Genomic DNA, 19,464 nt, shown 5'->3' on the forward strand with positions numbered 1-19,464 from the left:
GCTTCAGGCGGGTCAAGGCCACGATCCGCGGCGACGCCAACGCCAAAGCCAAAGCCAAAGCCAAAGCCAATGCCAAAGCCAATGCCAAAGCCAAAGCCAATGCCAATGCCAACGCCAATGCCAATGCCAATGCCAATGCCAAGATCCTCGCCAACGCCGCGGCCATCGCTGCTAGCATAGGGCCACACAGCACCGCCCTCTCCCCTCTCTTTTCGCCATGCTCAGATTTTCACTTGCTGCGTTGCTGTCGCTGGGGATCACTGCTGCTACGGCGCTGACGAGCGCGGCGGCCTTCGGCAGCACGGTCCTCAATCGCAGTTTTCAGGCGGCCGCGCTCCAGCGCGACTGGGCTTATACCGTCTACCTGCCCACCGGCTACCGCGCCAGCGGGACGCGCTATCCCGTCCTGTACCTCCTGCACGGCAACAACGGCAATGCCTACGACTGGATCACGCAAGGCCATTTGCAGACCACCGCTGATGCGCTGATCGAACGCAAGGAGATTCCGCCCGTCGTCATCGTGATGCCGGAAGGTGGCACGGGCTGGTACGTCGATCGCAAGGAAAAGCTGGAGACCGCGTTCTTCGCCGACCTGCTGCCGGAAATCGAAACCCGCTACGCCGTAGCCAATCAGCGCGGCGGGCGAATGATCGGCGGCCTGTCGATGGGCGGCTTCGGCGCGTTGCGCTACGCGCTGACGCAGCCTGACCAGTTCTGCAGCGCGATGCTGCTGAGCCCCGCCATCTATCCGAACGAACCGCCCTTGACCTCGGCGGCGCGCCGCGTGGGCGTGTTCGGCGACCATCAGTTCGATCCGCAGATCTGGCACGCGCTCAACTATCCGGCCCAATGGCAGCATTACATGAGCCGCCCGTACCGGCTGCCGATGTTCATCGGCGCGGGCGACGACGACCTCACCATCCAGGCCGACGCGTCCGTCCTCTATACCAGCTTGCGGCTCTCGGGGAATCCGGCGGCGCTACGCATTATCGACGGCGGACATACATGGGAAGTGTGGAGCGCGCTGCTGCCGGCGGCGTTGAAATACACGCTCGACTGCGCGAAACCGTGGATGCAGAACCAGGGGCACTAAATAACCGGCGACGCCGCGCCATCGTTCCGGCGCACGGCAAGCGCCACGCGGCGCACAAGCGAATCCGTCTCACCGCACGAAGTCGGTCCACAAGACCATCAGCACGGTCATCAGCGCGGGGCCGATAAAGAGGCCGAGTATCCCGAATGTTTCGACACCGCCGAGGATGCCGAACAGCACCAGCAAGAACGGCAGACGCGTCGAATTGCCGATGATGACCGGCCGCACGAAGTGTTCCGCGATAAAGACGATGACGAAGCCGCATACGATCAGGCCGAGCGCCGCTGCCACCGATCCTTGCACGAACAGCCAGAGCGCCGAAGCGCAAAAAACGAGCGGCGCACAGAACGGCAGCATGGCGGCGATGGCGGTCACGAACGCAAGCAACGCCACATGCGGCACGCCGGTCACCGCGTAGGCCACCCCGAGCAACGCACCCTCGCCGATGCCGACCACCACGAGCCCCGCCACCGTGCCGCGCACCGCCGCGGTCATGCGTGTCAGAAGCTGCGCGCCGTTGCTGCCGAACGCCCGCTGCGCTCCTTTGTGCAACGCGCCGGACAGACGCGGCCCTGCCTGAAAGATGACGAACAGCGTGACCAGCATGAAGGCGAACACCATCACGCCGTGCGCCGCGCGCGCCCCGAAATGCCGACTGAAGGTGACCACGGCATTGCCGTGCAACCCTTTCATGGCGGGCGACTGGCGCAACGGCTGCGCGAGGTTGGTCTGCCACCAGGTCGCGACCTGCTCCGAACCGAACGGCAGATGGTGGACGATGTCAGGCATCGGAATACCGTTTTCCTGGACGCCCTTGAACCACGCCAGCAGGTCGTGCACTTCATGCGACGCCTGCACGATGCCGAGCCCGACGGGCAACACCACCAGCAACGCGATGCCCGCGGTCAGAATCGCCGCGATCAAGGTGGTGCGACCCTGGAACCAGGCATGGCAGTCGATCTTGCGCAACAGCGGCCACAGCGCAATCGCAATCACGCACGCCCAGCCGACCGCCGGGATGAAGTCTCGAATGATCCACAGCGCCAATAGCACGAGGGCGGCATACAGTGCAGCGGACGCCCCCTGCTGCATTTTTCTGCGGCTGGGCGTGCCGGGCGGCGGTGAGACCGGCGGTGTGACCATTTGACCTCTCAAAGATAGGCGAGCGAGCCGACGCAAAAAAAGCAAACCAGATACACTGGGTGCCGCATTCAGTTCCTCAATGGCCACATCTTAAAGGAAGCGCCCCGCGCCTTCCGTCAGGCTCCACGCCCGTCGCGCTGCAGGCAACACTGCGTTGCAAAAATCGCGCTAGAGCAAAAATCTCCCGCAGACCTACCCGCAAACCCGCGCGGTTCGGTAACACCGCCGAAGTCAAGTAGCATTGTTGCTAATTCAAGAACAGTGTTTCAACTGGCACACAATGGCTCTTGGGCTCGCGCAGGAATACATTCGGCACACCACACTTACGGAGCCGACGATGAAGACCACAGAGTCCTTCCCCCTTGACGGTGCCAATGGCGTACGCATCGAGATTCTCGAGCGCTCCGACACGACGCTGGTGATCCGCTGGGTCGAGCCAGGCCGTTGTCACTACGGCGAGCAGCGCTGGCGCCGCCGTTCCGCGCATACTTCGGGCACCTGCGCGGTGTCGCGCCGCAAGATCCGGCGTGGCGATGCGGTCTTCAAGCCGGCCGAACGACCGGCGCCTTCGAATGCTTCGGCAATGATTTCGGTTGAGACGCTGTGCAGTCTTGTTGAAGGACTGTAAGGGCGTTGCTTGAGCAAGACCCGAAGAAGGTCGGTCTTGCTGTTGCGCGAGTCACGAGTTGTCACGCAACAGATGGCTGCGGTGTCCGTGGTTCGCGCGAACACGCCCTGCGTGTCGTGCCCGGGTCTGGGCGAGCGCATACGCCTAGGGTCCTGCCGTGTACCTCAGCGACCCCGGGGTCGTCAGCAATTCGCCCGTTTCCAGCAGCGTTTTTAGGCCCGAGAGCACCATCGGCCATCCGCCATACAGCTCAGCGTTGGCGTTCTCGCGCAATTGGTCGTGGATCACCGTCAGGCGGCAGGAGTCGCCAATCGGTTCGATCTCCCATGTAACGCGCGATGTCCCTTCGCCCTTCACATCGTCGCTCCATAACGCCCGGAAACTCTGTACCAGCTTGCGTGGTGGATCGACGTCGAGGTTTTCCCCCTCGATAATCGCACTATGCGGCGCGAAACCCGCCTTGGTCGACTCACCGCTACGCCCCTCATAGCGAGAGCCCACGGTCCAGTCCGAAGTCACCAGTAGTCCGAACGTATACTTGCGACGCATCTGCGGATTCGTGATCGCCTCCCAAAGCCGCTCCGGCGTCGTCTTGATGTAGATTTCAAAGACCTTCTCCATCGTCTTCTCCTCCAGTTCCTGCTTCAGATCACTCAACGCCGCCACCCAGGGCGCGGCATATTTGCTCACCCACCGGTCGTGCATCAGCCTGATGGGGACCGCGTTCAGGAAGTGCAATTTCTCGCGCCCGCGCCGTCGTGACACCACGAGCCCCGCTTCTTCCAGCACCTTCAGATGCTTCATCACGCCGAAACGCGTCATGGGCAGGCGGCTCTCCAGCATGCCCAAGGTCTGCCCGTCCTCTTTGAAGAGCTCGTCCAGCAAGCTGCGCCGCGTCGCGTCGGCAAGCGCCTTGAATACGTCGTCCATGCAATCCATGTTAGGTGACCATTTGGTCACATGTCAAGATGAGTTAAGCGCCTTGATCCAAAGGCAAGAGCCTGACGTTGCGACGTCCCGCCACCTGCGTTAAGGTGAACTGGTTGCGGCATGTCACGCCAGCCCGGCCAGCGCCCCTTACCGTGACCTGCTTTTCCACCATTGCGCCGCGTCCCGCGCGGCGCCGTTAAAGGCTGGACCATGGCAGACGACAGCGTTGAAACCCGCTCCGACCGTTCCGTACCGCAGCTGCTGGTTGCACCGCAGCAATTCTCTCTCGACGTCCTGCTCGAGAAATACGCCAAAGGCAATGAACAGACCTCCGACGACGTCTACCAACGCGTCGCGCATGGCGTCGCTCTGGCCGAACCGGAAGCGCTGCGCGAGACCGTCGAGGCGCGCTTCGTAGAAAACTTGCGCCGGGGCGCACTTGGCGCCGGCCGCATCATGAGCGCGGCGGGCAGCGGCATCGCCGCGACGCTCATCAACTGTTTTGTGCAGCCGGTCGGCGACGCTATTCAGGGACACGACGAACAAGGCTTGCCCGGAATCTACGTCGCGCTCTTGCAAGCTGCCGAAACCATGCGGCGCGGCGGCGGCGTCGGCTACAACTTTTCGGCCATCCGTCCGAAGGGGGCGCGGGTTCATACCACCAGTTCATCGGCGTCCGGTCCGTGCAGTTATATGGATGTGTTCGACGCGTCGTGCCGCACCGTGGAAAGCGCCGGCTCGCGGCGCGGCGCGCAGATGGCGGTGCTCGACTGCAGCCATCCGGATCTTCTGGAGTTTATCGAGGCCAAGCATTCGAAGGGCCGCTGGAATAACTTCAACGTGTCGGTCGCCGTCACGGACGAATTCATGCGCGCGGTGGAGGCGAATCAGGCGTGGCAACTGGTGCATCGCGCCGAGCCCTCACCCGCCCTGCGTGCCGCCAACGAAGTCCGTCAGCGCGAAGACGGCTTGTGGGTCTACAGCGAGATGCCGGCCCGCGCGATCTGGGATCGCATCATGCGCTCGACTTACGACGTCGCCGAGCCGGGTGTCGTGTTCATCTCGCGGATGAACGAGGACAACAACCTGCGCGCAATCGAAACGATTCGCGCGACCAATCCGTGCGGCGAGCAACCGCTGCCGGCCTATGGCTGCTGCAATCTCGGCCCGCTCAATCTCACGCGTTTCGTGCTTGACCCGTTTGCGGAACTCAAAGGCGGCAAGCCGTCATTCGACTTCAACGCACTCGCGCAAAGCACGCGTACTCAGGTGCGGTTCCTCGACGATGTGCTCGACGTCACGCTCTGGCCGCTGCCCGAGCAATACGACGAGTCGCGCGCCAAACGACGCATTGGTGTCGGCTTCACCGGTCTCGGCGATACGCTCGTGATGCTCGGACTGCGCTACAACGCGCCGGAAGGCCGCGACTTTGCGGTACGGATTGCCAGGTTGATGCGCGACGAGGCCTATCGCGCGTCAGTCGAACTGGCCCGCGAACGCGGCGCGTTTGCGCTCTTCAACGCCAGGCAGTACCTGGAGCCGGGCACGTTCGCGTCGCGCCTGCCCGAGGACATCAAGGAAGCGATCCAGCGCGACGGCATCCGCAATAGTCATCTGCTGTCCATCGCGCCTACCGGCACCGTGAGTCTCGCGTTCGCCGACAACGCGTCGAACGGTATCGAACCGGCCTTCTCCTGGACCTACAACCGGATGAAAGTCATGGCCGACGGCAGCCGCGAAACGTTCGCGGTCGAAGACTATGCGTATCGCCTCTATCGTGAACTCGGCGGTGACGTCAACGCGTTGCCAGAGTATTTCATCAGCGCACTGGAAATGTCCGCGCGCGACCACCTCGAGATGATGGCAGCCGTTCAGCCGTACGTGGACACGTCGATTTCGAAGACCGTCAACGTGCCTGCGGACTACCCGTTCGAAGCCTTCGAAAGCCTCTATTTCGATGCGTGGAAAGGTGGCCTCAAAGGCATGGCCACATACCGGCCCAACGAAACGCTCGGTGCCGTGCTGAGCGTCACGACACAGCCGCCGCAGGCGGACGACGCGATCAGCGATGCCGATATCGATCCGCTGCGCATCTCCATCGATCATCGCCCGAAGGGCGAACTGCCCGCCGTGATCGAAAAGGTCGAGTATCTGACGCAGCTCGGCAAGAAGTCGCTGTATGTCGCCGTGTCGTTCATCGAGGTGACCGGCCGTTTGAGCGGTGAAGAAGTAACCATCGAACGGCCGGTCGAGTTCTTCATTCCCGCCGGCCAGCGCGACGAATCGCAGCAATGGATCACCGCGACGATGCGTTCGCTCTCATTTGCGGCACGCGGTGGCTTCTTTGTCGCGCGCATCTTGCAGGACCTGCGCAAGGTGTCGTGGGATCGCGGTCAGGTGCGGCTTGGCGAAGTGCAGCGGCTCGACGGTCATCGCACGCCACGTTGGCACGATTCGGAAGTCGCGGCGCTGGCGTATGCCATCCAGCAGATTTTGCATCGGCGCGGCTTTCTCGACGCCGAAGGCAATCAGGTGCCCTCGCGCATGTTGGCGCGGCTGCAGCGCGGCGAAATCAGACCGCCCTCCGCGCTGACGGCGGACTTCGGCCTGAGGGGCCATGCAAGCGCGGACGCCGAAACTGAAACGTCCGCGCAAGACGGCACAGCGCCATTGCAAACCATGCTGGGTCGCAAATGCGGATCGTGCGGCGCAAACGCGGTGATCCGCAAGGACGGCTGCGACTTCTGCACGGCGTGCGGTGAAATTGGCGCGTGCGGATGAAGACGTCGCGAGTCGTCAGCGAGACTACGGCTTGCGCTCCAGCATGGCCCGTCTGCGGGTCTGCAGCATCCGCACGCGCGCTATCGCCGCGTGATCGGCGGTCGTGCTGTCGTACATTGCCGCCAGATCCGCCTTCAACGCCGTGCGCGAGCCGCCGTCGAGATACACCATATGTCCCGACGGATAGTATTTGACCGTGAGATTCTTGCGCACCGTAGCGTCCTGCAAGGGCATGTTCTGCAAATCCATGGTGGTCTGGAAGAACGGCGTCACCGCATCGTAGTAGCCGTTCGCCGACAGCACCTTCAGGTCCACGTTCAACGACATGGTCGCCGCGAGGTCGCCGGCGGTGTACAGCACGATGTTGCCGTTCACGTCCTTGCCTTTTTGCGCGCCCGTCGGGTCGATGTGGCCGAAGTCCCAGTTGGCAAAGGCGAGATCGTTCAGATCGGTGAACGGTGAGACCGACGTGAACTTCAGCGTGTCGTTCAGGTAACTGTTCCACATTGCTGTGTACACGCCGCTTACCGCGGTCATGGTCGGGTCGTTGCCGCCCGAGTTCGGGTTGATCACCGCGGCGATACCGGTGCCCACCCCGGTCACGCGTCCATCGTAGGCGCCCAGTTCGAGCCCCGCCGATTGCAGCAGCGACACCAGAAATGCCGTGTTGCCAATGGCGTTTTGCGCCGCCACGTCGAGGCTCCAGCTGTCGAGCACCACCGGCGCGATGCCGATCGAGTCGCTCAGTTGTTGCACCGTCGCGGCGTTCGCAGCCGGAAAGGCCGCCAAGGCGGCCGCATAAGGCGTCAGTGCAAACGGAATGATCGTTTGCATATAGGACGGCAGATCCGCCGGAGCGGGAGTGACATTGATCTTCTTGTGGTACCACGCGTCGGCGGCGCAGGTGGGTAGCAGCCCGACCGGATTGCCCGCCTGCGAATAGTCGAGAATCGACGACTGCAGCGTGACGCCGTTCAGGTCGATGCCGGCTTCATGCAACAGATAGGCAAGCACGCAACTGCGCGCGGTACCGTACGATTCTCCGAACAGGAATTTGGGTGAATTCCAGCGATCGTAGACGGTCAGAAAGCGCTCGATGAATTGCCGCAGCGACCCCGCGTCTTCGTCAACGCCCCAGAAGTCCTTGTTCTTGTTCGGCGCAATCGCAGCCGAATAGCCGGTTCCGACCGGGTTGATGAATACCAGGTCGCTTCTGTCGAGCAAGCTGTCAGGATTGGGCTCCATCGCGTAAGGTGCGGCCGGCGTAAAGCTGGGCATCTGGGTCTTGATGCGTTGCGGCGCGAACGAACCCAGCAACAGAAACACTGACGACGAGCCTGGGCCGCCGTTATAGAAGAACGTGACCGGCCGTGTGTCGTGATCGACGCCGTCGGCGGTGAACGCCACATAGAAGATCTTCGCGGCCGGCTGCGCGCTGGTCGGATCGCGCGTGACCAGATGCCCGGCGCTCGCCGTATAGGCAATCGTCTTGCCGTCCAGCTCGATCTGATGATGCGTGATCGCCGCCTGTTCAGACGTGTCCGTGATCGAATCGCCCGGACCGCTGCCGTATGCGGTTGGGTCGGAATACGGTTGATCGGCTGGGGCCGGCTGCTCGGATTGGGGTGCATCGAGTGCTGTTGACATAGGTCGTCCGCTCCCTGGGTATCGCATCGGTGACGCGCAGGCGTTCACGAGTGCGCGAAGCCTCCTCCGTGTCGCACACCGGCTCGAGGTTCACGCGGCACAGCACACGCCGGCCGAACGATTTCTCGAACCGGGCCGCGCGGGTGCTGCTCAAACATAAAACGATCCGGGCCGCGGAATTTCTAATTGCGTACGCCATTGCATCAAAACCAGCCGCACCGAATGCGTCATTTCATTCGCCAGGCTTGCGTCATCCTGTCTCTGTTCACGGCGCCTCAACCCTTATTTTCATCGCGGCCACACGCCTCGCCATTCGTCAATGCCCGCATTAAAGCGTCAAGATTGGCTCTGTGCGCCACCTGGCGGAATATGCCAGCACATTCTCAATGCACGCTGCAATTAAAGCGTGCATCTCATTCTTTTTGCGCGGTGAATAACAAATCTTCCTTGGATATTCATAACGATGTGCCATGCTATGTGAACAGCGTGTTTCACGATATCCATACCGGTTCGCTGCATTGAGAGTGAATGGTTTTTACTGCGAGCGTGGTTGGACCGGATCGCGCTACCCGACTTCATGGTCCGAGCCCGGAAGATGAAATGTGTTCTGTGTCATCACGACTGCCCTGCTACTGCCAAGTTCTGCGAAGAATGCGGCACGAAGCTCCCGGCTAGTCCAGCCTTGCATGGCGCGGTGCGCGCAGCCGCGGTCGTGCCGCCAGCCGCACCTCTGTCCGTTGCCGTGGCGCATCACGAAGGCGGTGACGCCCCAGCATGGACTGGCGCGCCCACCTCGGAAGACCGCCGCCAGGTCACCGTGCTGTTCGTCGATATTTCCGGCTTCACTGCGCAGTGCGCGCGCAGCGATCCGGAACAGGTTCAGGACATGCTGCGGCGCTTTTATGCGGCAATGGAAACCATCGTCGTGCGCTATGGCGGTCACGTTTTCGACCGTATCGGCGACGCGGTGATGGCGGTCTTCGGCGCTCCCGTGGCGCATGGCAACGACCCGGAACGCGCCTTGCGCGCCGCGCTCGACATGCACGACACGGCGGCCGGCATGCCCGATTGCCTGGGACAGCCGCTGCGCCTGCACGTCGGCGTGGCGCGCGGCGAAGTGGTGGCCGGCATGATCGGCAGTGAAAACGGCGCGCATTATTCGATCACGGGCGACACGGTCAATCTCGCCGCGCGTCTGCAAGACCTGGCCGTCGCGGGCGAAACGCTGATTTCGGACGGCCTGTACCGTTCGGTGTCGACGCTACTCGAAGTCGAAGTGCACGGTGCGCATGCGGTCAAAGGCCTCGCCGCGCCTGTGCAGGTATGGCGGGTTCGACGCCTGCGGCCTGCTTCGCCACCGCTGTCGCCGTTCGTGGGCCGCGAAGCCGAGTTCGAACAGATCGTCGCAGCGCTCGAGGGCTTACGGCAGACCGGCACCGGCACCACCATCGTGATTCGCGGCCAGGCCGGCATCGGCAAATCGCGCCTCGTCACCGAAGTTCGGGCGCGCGCCAGCGCGGCAGGCTTCGATGTGCCGATCGAACAGGTGCTGGACTTCGGTGTCGCCAGAGGCAAGGCAGCGGTGCCCGCCCTGCTCAAGACCGCGCTCGGCGTGAGCGCGCCCGACGACGAATCCGCGTCCCGACTCGCGTTGCGACACGCCGTCGAAAGGGGCCTGATCGTCGGGCAGGAGGAACTGTTCCTTGCAGCGCTGCTCGAATTGAGCCTGTCGGCGGCGGAAATCGCCGTCTATAACGCAATCGACAACGCCACCCGCTCGCAATGCGAGACCGACGCGCTGATCGCGATGCTGCAGCGGGTTGCGCGAGTCCGTCCAATGCTGTTGACGGTGGAAGACGTGCATTGGGCTTCCGCCGAATTTCTGCGGCAGCTGCAAGCCGTCGCATGCAGCGTTGTCGACGCGCCGCTCATCCTGCTGATGACCTCGCGCATCGAAGGCGATCCACTGGATCTGACGTGGCGTGCCGCGCTCCAGGACCGTCCGCTCGTGACGCTGGACCTCGGGCCGCTACGCCCGCACGAAGCAGCCGCGCTCGCCTGCACGTGGGCGGAAGTCCAGGCCGACTTCGCCCAGCAATGCGTCGAGCGGGCCGACGGCAATCCGCTGTTCCTCGAACAGTTGCTGCGCGCACCGCACGAGCGCGAACCGAGCGACGTACCGCCTACCGTGCAGAGCCTCGTGCTCGAACGGATGGACCGCCTGACACCATCCGAACGCGCCGCGCTGCAAGCCGCTTCGGTGGTCGGCAAGCGTTTCACGGCAGGCGCGCTGCGCACCCTCACCGGCAAGCCGGATGATCATTGCGACGCGCTGACCGCGGCGGGCCTGATCCGCCCGGACGGCGACGCTTTTCTGTTCACCCACGCCCTGATCCAGGAGGCCATCTACGCCTCGGTTCTAAAGAGCCGCCGGCGCGTATTGCACAAGCAGGTCGCGCAATGGGTCGGCAATAGCGACCCCGTCCTGAGCGCCGAGCACCTCGACCGTGCGCAGGATCCGGACGCCGCCGCGGCCTATCTGTCGGCCGTCAAGTACGAGATGCGGCGCTTTCGCTTCGACGCGGCGCTGTTGCTGACGCAACGCGGCATGGCGCTGGCCGGCGAGACGGCGGTGCAGTGCGAACTGTCGCTGCTGTATGCCGAATTGCTGCGCGAGGCCGGCCAGTCAGCGGATTCGATCGACGCCTATCGTGCCTCGCTCGATCTGGCCGCCAACGACCTGCAACGCTGCCGCGCCTGGATGGGCATTGCCGCGGGCTGTCGCGTGACCGGAAACTTTGCGCAGGCGGTGGCTGCGCTATCCGAGGCAGAGGCCGTCGCAAACCAGTTGCATCTGGACGTCGAATGCTCGCAAATTCACAACACGCGCGGCAACCTGTACTACGCCCACGGCGATGCGCGCGCCTGCGAGATCGAACACGTCCAGGCGCTGCACCACGCCAGACTGAGCGGCGATGCGGAGTGCGAAGTACGTGCGTTGAGCGGTCTGGGCGACGCGCAACTCGAACTCGGCCACCTGCGCCAGGCGCTCGAATCGTTTCGCCGCTGTGTCACGCTGTGCGCGCCGCAAGGACGCATCGCAATCGAAATTCCAAACCGGTGCATGCTCGGCCACTGCTTGCGATACGCCGCGCAACTCGGCGAGGCGTCGGCGGAAGTGCGCCGTGCGTGGCTCGACGCACAGCGCGTGGGCCTCGTGCCGGCCCAGGTATTCGCCTTGATGACACTCGCCACGGTTCTCGTCGATGCAGGCCAGTTCGATGAAGCTGAGCCGGCCTGTGTGGACGGCATCGCACTCGCACGGCGCTCGGGCGCGCGTCGCTTCGAAGCGTCGCTGCGCCTGTCGTTGGCCGACCTGCGGTTGCGCCAGGGACGCCGGCATGACGCGCGGCATCAGCTCGACGCGGCACTCGCCCTCGCCCGCGAAACGGGCATGGGCTTCGCGGGGGCCGCCATCTTCGGGATGATCGCGCGCGCGGCGACAGGGCGTAAGGAACGCGCTCAGGCCTTGCACGAAGGGGAAGCCTTGTTGATGCATCCCTGTCTGGCGCGTTCTGTTCTGCGTTTTTACGTGAGCGCAATCGAGGCCTGCATCGACGCGGCCGAGTGGGACAACGCGTTGCGCTATTGCGAGGCGCTCGAGAAGTTCATGCGCGACGAGCCGTTTCCATGGGCGATGCTGCAGATCGAACGCGCTCGCGCGCTGCGCGAGCTCGCCATCGGCAGCCCGCGTCTCGTGGCGCGGCAGCGTCTGGAGCGCGTGCGGCAGGACATCGTCGACGCACAACTCGGCTGCGCACTTGGCGCGATCGATGTTGCGCTGGCAACGCGCGATACGCGCGGGATCTCCCATCGCCGCGCGCCAGATCACCGCGTGGTTCCCTGACTCGTGGAGGTGCGATTTGCAAGCCGATCCGCTCGATCACATCCACGTCCTGAACTTCACCGCGAAGTATCTTGCGCGCGCCAGCACCTCGCCCGGATACACGGAGCCGTGGCGCTTTCCGATTATCGAAAGCACCCGGCTCGCTGACGTCACGGCCGCGCAGCATCCACCGAATCAGGTGACTTTCGTATGGCGTGCCGCAGCGCGTGATGACGAACGGCCCGTCGCCGTGGTCGGCAATTTCGATAACCTGTGGGACTCGACGCAGCTCGAACCCGTGCTGTTCGATAACCGTCGCACGCTTTACCGCGCAGCCACGGTACGCGTGGCGAGCGGCGGCCTGTACCTCTACAAGTTCATCGTCGACGGTCAGGCCGTGCTCGACCCGATCAATCCGCAACGCACCCAGCTCGATACCGGAGCGCAGTGGTCGCGCTTCTTTACGAACTACTGCGCCGTGCCGGTCAGTCTCGAGAGTTGGGAGATCTCCATTCTCGCGCGCCTCACGAATGAAATTCTGCCGTTCACAACAGGTGCCGCGCAGAAATTCATGGACACGTTCTATTACAACGCCGACAAGGCGACGCAACAAAGCGCCTATCGGCTGGAGCAACCGGTGGGCGCCGTGAACTTCATCGACAACATTCTCTCGCGCGAAGAGCACCACCGGCTGGTCGACTACAAGATCTGCCTCGCGCTCATCAATGCAGTGCTCAGAAAACGCCATCCGTCGCTCGCGCCCTCGCAGGTCGACTCGGATAGCTACAAGGAGTTGTACGACCAGATGGCGGCCGACAACGTCCCCGATTGGGACACCTCGCAATACCAGAGTCCGCGCTTTTTCCTGCAGCTCCTGCGCAGACATACGTTCTGTGGCGCGTTCTCGCATCCCAAATACGGCGGCAATGTGGGCGGTGCGGGCTGGGCTTATCTGGAAGGGACCTTCCGTGACAAGGATCAGCCGGATGGCTCGCCGGGCAAAAGCTGTTTCGACTGGCGCCGCGCCATGGAAATTCCTCTCGGCATGAACGCCGAGTATTTTGGCTGAACGCCCCGGACCCATGCCATGGAAGACAGTTACGACATCGTGATCATCGGCAGCGGGGCCGGAGGCTCGCCGATCGCGCATCAATTGGCACGCAAGGGCAAGCGGGTTCTGGTGCTGGAGAAAGGGCCGTTGATCCGCCCGCAATATCAGGTGCAGGGACGCGTGAGCGGTTTCAAGCGTGACGAACTGATCTCGGACGGCCCGGAAAAAATCCTGAACCTCGACGTCGACAATCACGGTGCGTCCTACTACTCGAGCCATGTCGAGCCCGATCTGAACGACGAGCCACACATCTACCTGCGCAGCGACGATCAGGGCAAGCCGCGCGACGCCGCGACCATCGAAGGTTATACCGCGCAAGTGGTGGGCGGTGGAACGCAGCTATACGGCGGGGTGTCCTTGCGCTACACACCGCGCGATCTGACGCTCGCCCAATGGAACACTCGCCCAGGCGCGGCCCTGCTCGACGATCCCAAGGAGGAGGTGCGGTGCGCCGCACGTGACTGGCCGATCACCTACGACACGCTGGAGCCGTACTACGCGCTCGCCGAGCGACTGGTAGGCATCAACGGTGAAGTCAACAACCAGCGCAAGCCCTTCAAGAGCGGCGACATGTATCAGCCGCCGTTGCAGTACAACCCGATCAGCGAGCACGTCAAGACCGGCATGGACGCGCTTCATATGTCGTACTACCGGACGCCGCTCGCGGTCATTACACAGGACCACCCGCCCAGCAACCGGAAGGGACCGCAAACCGGAGCGCTCGCAAGGACCTCGTACGTCAATCGCTACGGCGACCCGATGGGCTTCAAGTCGAGCACGTGGGTGTCGCTGCTCAGCCCGGTCTACGATCTGCCGAACTTCACGCTGCTGCCGAACTGTACGGTCACGCATCTGGCTTCGGAAGGAAGCCGGATCAGCGCGGTCCATTTCGTCGACCCGGATGGCACGCCGCACTCGGTCGCGGGGCGCGTCGTGGTAGTGGCCTGCTCGGCGATCGAAACTGTCCGTCTTCTGAAACTGTCGGCCGAACTCGACAAGACTGGCTTCTCGGAACACATCAATCAGGACCGCAACGGCATGCTCGGCGCGTATTTCCTCACGCACTGTTTCGGCGGCGCCTCGGGCCTCGTGACTCAACCCGAGCGCTACGACAAATCCGAATCGCTCGACAGCGACTTCGCCTCTGATTTCTGTCATACAGACGATTTTCTCGCAGCCGAAAAGTTGTGGGCCGGCGCCGTGATCTACAACAACACCTCAGACCGCGCGTTGCCCCTCGCGCTGGCGCGCAACGTCGACAGTCACGATCTCGACACGTTGTGGGACGGCTTCAACAACGCCGCCAATATCTGCGGACAGGCGATGCATCAGTTTCTCGACGACAGTTTCGGCCGTGGCCTGTCCCTCACGTTCATGGCCAACCAGGTTCCGCAGAAGTCCAATCGCATCGAACTGCATCCGAACGTGCGCGACAAATGGGGGCGGCCGGTCGCCTACATCATCAAGAACTGGCACTCGCACGACATTGCATTGATGAACCGTCTGAGCGCGCAATGCTACGACGTGCTGTCGAGCGGCGGAATCAAGAATGCGCTGAATGCCGGGGCGGTATACGGCAAGGATGAATACGCCCGCTGCGCGAACCACATTCTGGGCGGCGCGCGCTTCGGCACGGACCCGAAGGATTCCGTGCTCGACGCCGATTGCCGCGCGTGGGGCTTCGACAACCTGTACGTCACCGATGGCTCGTTCATGCCCACCTCGGGCGGTGCGAACCCCACGCTGACGATCGAGGCAAACGCTTTTCGCGTGGCCGAGATTCTGACCGGGAGACTCTAGACCCATGGACCCGCGACTCGACGCCCTGAGCACCGACCCTTCGAACCAGATTTTCGGGGTGCTCTTCTTTCCCGATCGCATCTACCACCAGGCTTATCTGAACGCCACGCGCAGCCCTCGTTACCGCTATAACGTGACAGACGTGCGCAGCTATTACGAAGTGATGTGCCTGAAGGGCAGCGTGTTTCTCGACGGCGCGTTCTATGCGAATTTCGTGCGCATCGAATATCGCGGCTCGCGGCTCACTGAGGCGATGCGTGTCCGGAACCGCTTCTTGCGCAGCCGCTGCGCCGCCTGGCTCAAGCTCACCGACAAGAGCGGCCGCTCTGCCCAGACCGACGACGATCACCCGTTGACCCTGCACTACGACGCCTGGGTCAACGCGTTTCAGGCCGAGATATGGGACCGCCTCGAACAGCCGGACAACGCGCGTCACGACGCCTCGGTGCTCGCGCTGATGGGACGCGACAACGAAATCACGCGCATCACGCAGTTTCTGCCGCTGCTCAACGACGTCACTTCGATTGCCAAAGCGGAACTGGCATTTCGCGAGGAGTCGCGCCAATACGCGTTCGGCAACCTGATCCAGAAAGACGATCTGGCCTGGGACAACGACTTCGGCCGCACGCACCAGCAACCGGTGCGCCCCGACGTACCCAGCGCGGACGAAAACACCGTGCACGACATGAACTACCTGCTCGACTTCCAGCGCGGCTGGTTCAAGCAGGCGAGCGACGTGACTCCCGTGTTGTACCGCAACGCGATGATGCTCGGGCAAAACGGTGTCTATACCAATCCGGATGCGTCCAGCAACAACATCATCCAGATGCGCTGGCTGTTCCAGCGCGAACTGGGCGGCTCGATGATCTTCTTTCACGAGGTCACGATTCCACCGGGCAAGGTCGAAGGCAATCATCAGCACGTCGGCTCGGAAGAGCTCTACTACATCGTGCAAGGTAATGGGATCGCGTATCTGCGTGTCGGTGACGACCCCACCCTGGGCGATCAGTACAACACCGTGCAGCGCGAGGTGTTCGGGCTTGGGCAGCAGGATTTCAAGGAACTGCCCGTCAAGGCCGGGAGCATCATCTACACGAAAAGCGGCGGCATGCACGGCATCCGCAACCTGCCGGACAGCCCGGTAGATCTGAAATTCGTTGCATTCCTCTATCACAGCGCCTGAACCAAGGGATTGACGCGATGGAAATCCTGCACGAAGAAGTCGTCCCGGTTCGTCCGGGCGCGACGCCCGATTACAGCCATGACAATCCGGTGGTCCGGGTGCTCGGCATGATCGAAAATGCGGTACTCGCTGCCGCGCGCGAATGCTATCTGTTCGAGGAGTTGCAGTATCTGTTTTCGATCCGCTCGATTCAGCTCTACGGACCCAGTGCGCCGGATAGCGCCGTGCTCGATCCGCGCGCGCAGGACAACAAGTGTGATTTCCAGAAACAGAATGTCCAGTCGTTTACCGCGGGCGACACACACCTCGTCCGTGGCAAGGTTTCGCTCGACAACTGGACGGGGCCATTTATCCGCATTTCGTATCAGGCCGGTCCCGATTCCGTCCTCGCGGCGCGGCTGGGCGGCTCGCCCGGTCCGGCGATTCGCCTCTGGATGAAGGTGGGCGAGGTTGCGTTACCGGGGCTCGTGAGCGTGCCCTACGACGCGGAATCGGGCCGCTACGCGATTGAATTCTGGGGCTGGCAAGGCTCGCCCGCGAATCTGCGCCAAGCGCTCGACGCACGCGGTCAGGCGGCGTTCGATCGGGGCGCGCTGGTGCCGAACCCGACTCTCGTGCAAGCGAACGGCGATTTTTCGCGTGAAGCGCTCGACGGCGACAACGTGCCGAGCGCGCTTAACGTGGCGCCGAACGACGCGCTGCATCCGGTACGCCGTCTGCACATCGAAGCCGCGTGGGCCGACGCGTCCGGCAACGTGTGGGATTCGATGGACGGCGCGAATCACCAGTTCGAGTTCAACATGATTCTGCGCGGCTGGGAAAATTTTCTGAGCGTCGGCACCAGTCGTAACGCGCATGGCGGACCGGGCGCGCTCGAATATCGCAACCTGCTGTCGAACTACGGCAAGTTTGCAGGCATGGGCGAACTGGCCCGCACGCTGCCTTCATGGAGTTTCGATGCGTTCGGCAACAAGGGCGCCGACAACCGCACTGAACCCTTCATGGCCGTCGATTACGCGGACCTGCACATCATCCGCCCCAACTCGGCGATCGGCCTGCACCGGCATCGCGACAACCAGGAAATCTTCATGACGATCGGCGACCGCGCCGGGCTGATGGTGGTCGGCGACTGGGCGAAGATGCCGGAGCGCGAACGCTGCTTCGAAGTACGCACGTTGCGCTCAGGGAGTCTCGCATTGCTGAAGGGGGGCAATCTTCACGCGCTCATCAACCCCTCGGATGAAGATTTCTTTCTATTCACCTTCGGCGGCTACGACTAGCGGACGGCAACACCATGACGACGACCCCAACCCAGGGCAATGTCAGGATGGGCGCGACTGTCGTGCCGGGCGGCGCGACCTTCCGGCTGTGGGCGCCCGCGGCACAACGGGTCTTCGTGCTGACCGGCCTTAACCTGCAGAACGCCCAGCAAGCGGGCTTCATGCCGGCCAGCACGGATGCCCTCTTCCCACTCGGCGACGGTACCTGGAGCGCGTTCGTGCCGGCTGCCGGCGAAGGCACGCCGTTCCGCTTCTGGGTAGTCGGCGCGGGGGGCACCGGTCTGAAACGTGATCCGCGAGCGCGCGAACTGGGCACACAGCCGGCTTATCCCGCCTGCGATTGCATCGTGCGCGATCCGCAAACCTACCCATGGCATGACGGCGATTTCCGCACGCCGCCGTTCAACGATCTCGTGCTGTACCAGTTGCACATCGGCACCTTCTACGCGGTCGACGCACTCGGCCAGGACAAGCGGCGCTCGATCGGCAAGTTTCTCGACCTGCTCGACCGGGTCGACTACTTTTGCGCGCTCGGCATCAAAGGCGTGCAACTGATGCCCGTGCAGGAGTACCCGAGCGAAACCAGTCTCGGCTACAACGGCCTCGACCTGTATTCACCCGAGATCGATTATCAGGTCAACGATCATCAGGAGCTGGCCCGCTATCTGGCCAAGGCCAACGCGCTGCTGGCCGCACGCGGCAAGGCGCCACTCACGCTCAACGACCTCTTGCCCGGCCCCAACCAGTTGAAATGCGTGATCGACATTCTGCATCTCAGCGGCATATGCGCGATGTTCGATCTGGTGTTCAATCATGCCGGGCCTGGATTTAACGACCAGTGCCTGAAGTTCATCGACCGCCAGCCTGGCGGCGACGACAATCGCAGCGTCTACTTCACCGATCAGAGCTGGGCGGGCGGCAGCGTGTTTGCGTACTGGAACGAGGACGTCCGCGGGTTTCTGATCGACAACGCGAAGCAATGCATCGAGGAGTATCACGTCGACGGGTTGCGTTACGACGAGGTGACCGTGATCGACACGCATGGCGGCGGTCAGTTCTGCCAGAACCTCGCCGACACGCTGCGCGCCGAGCGGCCCCAGGCAATCCAGATTGCCGAGTATTGGGGCGACGATCGCGCCGCCGCGATCCGGCCGACGCCCAACGGCCTCGGTTTCGATGCCGCATGGTCCGATCCGCTGCGGCTCGGCATTCGCCGCGCGCTCGTCGAGGCAAGCGGCGGCCGTGACGCATTCGTCGACATGGACGCGCTCGCGCAATGCCTCGCCCGGCCGGCGGGATTCGACGCGGCCTGGCGCGCGGTCAACATGCTGGAAGACCACGACGTCGTGTTCGCCGACCGCGATCAGCGCGTCGCCGCCCTCGCCGACCCTGCCGACCACCGTTCGTGGTTTGCCCGTAGCCGCGCGCGCTGGGCACTGGGCCTGATGTTCGGCGCGCCCGGCATCCCACAGCTCTTCATGGGCGAGGAAATCCTCGAAGACAAGCAGTGGAGCGACGACATCAACTTCCACGCGAACCTGCTGATCTGGTGGGACGGCCTCGCGACGGACTCCGTGATGCGCGACTACCTCGCCTTTTGCCGCGACCTGATCCACCTTCGCAACAACTGGCCGGCGTTGCGAAGCGAGTCGCTGCATGTGTGGGTCGTCAATGCCGAGGACCGCGTCATCGCATTGCACCGCTGGATCGACGGTGTCGGCGCGGACGTGATGCTGGTGGCCAATCTGCAGGAAGAGAACCGCTACGGCTATCGAACGGGATTCCCGTCAGGCGGCACGTGGCGCGAGATTTTCAATAGCGACTACTACGATGGATATCCGAACCCGCAAGTGGTGGGCAACGGTGGCGAGGTGGTCGCGCAGTCCGACGTGCCGTGGAATGACATGCCGGCTTCGGCTGAGATCACGCTGCCGGCGAATGGTTTTCTCGTGCTGGCGCGTTGAGATGCATGGAGGCAAAAC

General features: G+C 63.1%; 12 protein-coding genes and 1 pseudogene. 9 read left to right on the plus strand and 4 right to left on the minus strand.

Annotated features, from left to right (window positions below):
• The first annotated feature begins 217 nt into the window (after nucleotides 1-217).
• Nucleotides 218-1,093: an alpha/beta hydrolase gene (locus VGH41_RS02480; RefSeq protein ID WP_331595763.1), complete on the plus strand. Its 876-nt coding sequence runs from the start codon at nucleotides 218-220 to the stop codon at nucleotides 1,091-1,093.
• A gap of 69 nt (nucleotides 1,094-1,162) precedes the next feature.
• On the opposite strand, the gene VGH41_RS02485 is transcribed toward VGH41_RS02480, so the two are convergent.
• Nucleotides 1,163-2,236: an AI-2E family transporter gene (locus VGH41_RS02485; RefSeq protein WP_331595764.1), complete on the minus strand. Its 1,074-nt coding sequence runs from the start codon at nucleotides 2,234-2,236 to the stop codon at nucleotides 1,163-1,165.
• 337 nt (nucleotides 2,237-2,573) lie between these two features.
• Between VGH41_RS02485 and VGH41_RS02490 the strand changes: the two genes are divergently transcribed.
• Nucleotides 2,574-2,864, plus strand: coding sequence for a DUF3331 domain-containing protein (locus VGH41_RS02490; RefSeq protein ID WP_331595765.1), 291 nt, complete (start codon nucleotides 2,574-2,576; stop codon nucleotides 2,862-2,864).
• A 144-nt stretch (nucleotides 2,865-3,008) separates the two neighbouring features.
• Here the strand turns inward: VGH41_RS02490 and VGH41_RS26570 are convergent, their stop codons facing one another.
• Together VGH41_RS26570 and VGH41_RS26575 are read right to left on the minus strand one after the other, a co-directional pair.
• A complete protein-coding gene (locus VGH41_RS26570) occupies nucleotides 3,009-3,485 on the minus strand; it encodes an SRPBCC family protein (RefSeq protein ID WP_331595781.1) in 477 nt (158 codons plus the stop codon).
• A 6-nt stretch (nucleotides 3,486-3,491) separates the two neighbouring features.
• Nucleotides 3,492-3,803, minus strand: a pseudogene (locus tag VGH41_RS26575) (ArsR/SmtB family transcription factor); the annotation flags it as partial.
• 201 nt (nucleotides 3,804-4,004) lie between these two features.
• Between VGH41_RS26575 and VGH41_RS02505 the strand changes: the two are divergent.
• Entirely contained in the window at nucleotides 4,005-6,575 is a 2,571-nt protein-coding gene (locus VGH41_RS02505) for an adenosylcobalamin-dependent ribonucleoside-diphosphate reductase (RefSeq protein ID WP_331595766.1), read from the plus strand.
• A gap of 24 nt (nucleotides 6,576-6,599) precedes the next feature.
• Here the strand turns inward: VGH41_RS02505 and VGH41_RS02510 are convergent, their stop codons facing one another.
• Entirely contained in the window at nucleotides 6,600-8,222 is a 1,623-nt protein-coding gene (locus VGH41_RS02510) for a S10 family peptidase (protein ID WP_331595767.1), read from the minus strand.
• 595 nt (nucleotides 8,223-8,817) lie between these two features.
• Between VGH41_RS02510 and VGH41_RS02515 the strand changes: the two genes are divergently transcribed.
• Genes VGH41_RS02515 through VGH41_RS02540 form a run of 6 tightly spaced genes read left to right on the plus strand, consistent with a single transcriptional unit; the run spans nucleotide 8,818 to nucleotide 19,446 of the window.
• Complete coding sequence (locus VGH41_RS02515; protein ID WP_331595768.1) at nucleotides 8,818-12,129, plus strand: adenylate/guanylate cyclase domain-containing protein; 3,312 nt, start codon at nucleotides 8,818-8,820, stop codon at nucleotides 12,127-12,129.
• A gap of 16 nt (nucleotides 12,130-12,145) precedes the next feature.
• Nucleotides 12,146-13,177, plus strand: coding sequence for a gluconate 2-dehydrogenase subunit 3 family protein (locus VGH41_RS02520; protein ID WP_331595769.1), 1,032 nt, complete (start codon nucleotides 12,146-12,148; stop codon nucleotides 13,175-13,177).
• A gap of 18 nt (nucleotides 13,178-13,195) precedes the next feature.
• The gene (locus tag VGH41_RS02525) at nucleotides 13,196-15,019 is read left to right on the plus strand and encodes a GMC family oxidoreductase (RefSeq protein ID WP_331595770.1); all 1,824 of its coding nucleotides are present in this window, start codon (nucleotides 13,196-13,198) and stop codon (nucleotides 15,017-15,019) included.
• Nucleotides 15,020-15,023: 4 nt separating this feature from the next.
• On the plus strand, nucleotides 15,024-16,202 hold the full coding sequence (locus VGH41_RS02530) for a cupin domain-containing protein (RefSeq protein WP_331595771.1): 1,179 nt from the start codon (nucleotides 15,024-15,026) through the stop codon (nucleotides 16,200-16,202).
• Nucleotides 16,203-16,219: 17 nt separating this feature from the next.
• Nucleotides 16,220-17,482: a cupin domain-containing protein gene (locus tag VGH41_RS02535; protein ID WP_331595772.1), complete on the plus strand. Its 1,263-nt coding sequence runs from the start codon at nucleotides 16,220-16,222 to the stop codon at nucleotides 17,480-17,482.
• 14 nt (nucleotides 17,483-17,496) lie between these two features.
• The gene (locus VGH41_RS02540) at nucleotides 17,497-19,446 is read left to right on the plus strand and encodes an alpha amylase C-terminal domain-containing protein (protein ID WP_331595773.1); all 1,950 of its coding nucleotides are present in this window, start codon (nucleotides 17,497-17,499) and stop codon (nucleotides 19,444-19,446) included.
• The last annotated feature ends 18 nt before the right edge of the window (nucleotides 19,447-19,464 follow it).

The sequence above is a fragment of the Paraburkholderia sp. genome (genome assembly GCF_036488795.1).
Taxonomy (GTDB): domain Bacteria; phylum Pseudomonadota; class Gammaproteobacteria; order Burkholderiales; family Burkholderiaceae; genus Paraburkholderia.

Excerpts from the sequence above, each read along its gene's own strand:
- VGH41_RS02480 (WP_331595763.1), top strand. The coding sequence starts at position 218 with ATGCTCAGATTTTCACTTGCTGCGTTGCTGTCGCTGGGGATCACTGCT.
- VGH41_RS02485 (WP_331595764.1), bottom strand. The coding sequence starts at position 2,236 with ATGGTCACACCGCCGGTCTCACCGCCGCCCGGCACGCCCAGCCGCAGA.
- VGH41_RS02490 (WP_331595765.1), top strand. The coding sequence starts at position 2,574 with ATGAAGACCACAGAGTCCTTCCCCCTTGACGGTGCCAATGGCGTACGC.
- VGH41_RS26570 (WP_331595781.1), bottom strand. The coding sequence starts at position 3,485 with ATGGAGAAGGTCTTTGAAATCTACATCAAGACGACGCCGGAGCGGCTT.
- VGH41_RS02505 (WP_331595766.1), top strand. The coding sequence starts at position 4,005 with ATGGCAGACGACAGCGTTGAAACCCGCTCCGACCGTTCCGTACCGCAG.
- VGH41_RS02510 (WP_331595767.1), bottom strand. The coding sequence starts at position 8,222 with ATGTCAACAGCACTCGATGCACCCCAATCCGAGCAGCCGGCCCCAGCC.
- VGH41_RS02515 (WP_331595768.1), top strand. The coding sequence starts at position 8,818 with ATGAAATGTGTTCTGTGTCATCACGACTGCCCTGCTACTGCCAAGTTC.
- VGH41_RS02525 (WP_331595770.1), top strand. The coding sequence starts at position 13,196 with ATGGAAGACAGTTACGACATCGTGATCATCGGCAGCGGGGCCGGAGGC.
- VGH41_RS02530 (WP_331595771.1), top strand. The coding sequence starts at position 15,024 with ATGGACCCGCGACTCGACGCCCTGAGCACCGACCCTTCGAACCAGATT.
- VGH41_RS02535 (WP_331595772.1), top strand. The coding sequence starts at position 16,220 with ATGGAAATCCTGCACGAAGAAGTCGTCCCGGTTCGTCCGGGCGCGACG.
- VGH41_RS02540 (WP_331595773.1), top strand. The coding sequence starts at position 17,497 with ATGACGACGACCCCAACCCAGGGCAATGTCAGGATGGGCGCGACTGTC.